Source organism: Xylanibacter rodentium (assembly GCF_013166575.1).
GTDB classification, from domain to species: domain Bacteria; phylum Bacteroidota; class Bacteroidia; order Bacteroidales; family Bacteroidaceae; genus Prevotella; species Prevotella rodentium.
The window spans coordinates 1-2,088 of the sequence record NZ_JABKKE010000053.1 but is presented as its reverse complement, the minus strand read 5'-3'; the positions used below and the strand labels follow the sequence as shown (position 1 = coordinate 2,088).

The following is a 2,088-nucleotide window of genomic DNA, read 5'->3' as shown; positions in this document are numbered from 1 at the left end:
TAGGCACTCACGGCACTGCCCAATTCCCCGCTTTCGGTTTTCGTCACCTTGTCGTCCTCCGACTTCCAGAGCGTCAGCAGCAGCGTCTTGATGCTGTCCTTCTTCTCCACGTCGAACACGTAGTCGTCGGTATAGAACGGGTTGAAGCTGATGGGCTTCTCCTCCGTGTAGGTGAAATACACGCCGTCCGTGCCGCCCGTCTTGCCCCGTATCATCTCGCACAATCCCTGATAGGAGTTTCCCGTGTCCACCAATACCACATGCGCACCCTGTTCGTAGTATTGGCGCACCAAGTGGTTCATGAAGAACGACTTGCCGCTGCCCGAAGGACCTAATACGAACTTGTTACGGTTCGTGGTGATACCCTGCTTCATCGGCAGGTCGGAAATGTCGAGGTGCAGCGGTTTTCCCGTGAGCCTGTCCACCATCTTGATGCCGAAAGGCGAGAGCGAGCTGCGGTAGTTGGTTTCCTCCGTGAAGAGGCACACCGCCTGCTCGATGAAGGTGTGGAAACTCTCTTCCGCCGGAAAGTCCGCCGCGTTGCCGGGCATAGCCGCCCAATAGAGTGTCGGGCAGTCGATGGTGTTGTGGCGCGGCACGCACTCCATGCTCGCCAGCTGGCTGCCCACGTCGTTCTTTATGTGCTTCAACTCTTCCGCGTCGTTGCTCCACGCCATGACGTTGAAGTGCGCCCGCACCGAGGTCAGCCCGTAGGAGTGCGCCTCGTTCAGGTAGCGGTCTATCCACTCGCGGTTGATGCTGTTGCTCCGGCTGTATCGGGATAACGACTGCATATTCCTTGCGGACTTCTCGAATTTTTGGAAGTTCTCCTCGCTGTTGTCGATAATCACGTACTGGTTGTAGATGTGGTTGCAGGAGAGCAGCAGCCCCACCGGGGATGCGAAGGAGAGGCGGCAGTCCGAGCGGTCGGTGGAGAGTTTCTCATACCGGGTGTCGGTAGCCACCGTGCCGGGCAAATCTTCCGTGTCGGACAGGGTGTGCAGGCACAGGCGGTTGTCACCGATGCGCATCTCCCGTGCCGAGAGGTCGATGTCCTGCAATGTGGCGTCGCCTTCGGGCATGAGCGAGAAATAACGCTCAATCAGCCCGGCTTTGCCGTCCGTCCCCACAATCTCATCGGTGGAGAGGCGGCGCAGCCTGACGAAGCCGCTGTCGTTGATGATGCGCTCGAACTGTTCCGCAGCCTCCATGAACTTCGCGGCTGTTTCCTTGTCAAGCTCCTTCGGGATGATATGTCCCCGGCACAGCGTGCTGAAATTGCTCTGCATCCGGTTACGCTCCTTTGTCGTCTTGGTCAGGTAGAGGTAGCACGTGTGCTTCAGGTACGGACGCTCGTTGAAGTGACGCTCGAAAGAGCGGCTTAAAAAGCTCATGTCGTCCTTGTGAAGTTCCGGTGTGTACTTCTCCTTGATGAACCAGTCCTGCTTGTGGACGACGGAGAAGTCCGGCAGCACCTTGATCGCCTTGCACCAGCAGCCGTGTATCGCCTCGTACTCCGCGCCCGTCACGGTATAAAGCTCCGGCAGCTCCACCTCGAAAGCCACCGTTATGTCGGCGTCTTTGGATATGATGCAGCCTTGCTCCACCGCCAATAGCGGGAACTTGTTTTCCAGTGTTGTCATTTTGGATGTATTCCTCATGTCGTTTCTTCCTTTCGTTTCCGTTTGAATAATCGGGTGATCCGCCGCCGGTTGATAAGGTATCGGGGATGGCTCCTTGTTGCCCCTAATTTCATCAGTCCGTGTTCGCCGTACCGGGCGTTCAGCGCGAAGGTCTGCCATACGAGGACGGAGGACGATGCCACGCCGAAGCCGATACATATCCACTGGTCGATGCCGACCATGTAGAGGATGACGAACAGGACGAAGAGACCCAGCAGACCTCCGCAGAAGATGAAGAGGTACTGAGCCTTCAAGCCCTTGAACTCTACCGGACGGCCGATACCCTTGTTTATCGGGTATTCAGCCATACATTATTATATTAAAGGAAGAATGAGCGCAGGATGGTGGCGGCGACAATCAGGAAGATGCACGCCCCGAACCACGAGGCGGCAGTCTTGGAGGTGTC

3 protein-coding genes are annotated in these 2,088 nt (G+C 56.9%); all 3 read right to left on the bottom strand.

Features of this window, described 5'->3' with window-relative positions:
• Nucleotides 1-1,661: TraG family conjugative transposon ATPase (locus HPS55_RS13935; protein WP_172325099.1), on the bottom strand; the 1,661-nt coding region annotated here is incomplete at its 3' end.
• Entirely contained in the window at nt 1,658-1,990 is a 333-nt protein-coding gene (locus tag HPS55_RS13930; RefSeq protein WP_172178339.1) for a DUF4133 domain-containing protein, read from the bottom strand. The genes HPS55_RS13930 and HPS55_RS13935, both read right to left, overlap by 4 nt.
• A gap of 11 nt (nt 1,991-2,001) precedes the next feature.
• The coding region (locus tag HPS55_RS13925) for a DUF4134 family protein (RefSeq protein ID WP_080691273.1) at nt 2,002-2,088 on the bottom strand (87 nt) is incomplete at its 5' end.

What these genes read in the sequence shown, in the direction of transcription:
- HPS55_RS13930 (WP_172178339.1), bottom strand. Translation starts at nt 1,990, where the DNA reads ATGGCTGAATACCCGATAAACAAGGGTATCGGCCGTCCGGTAGAGTTC.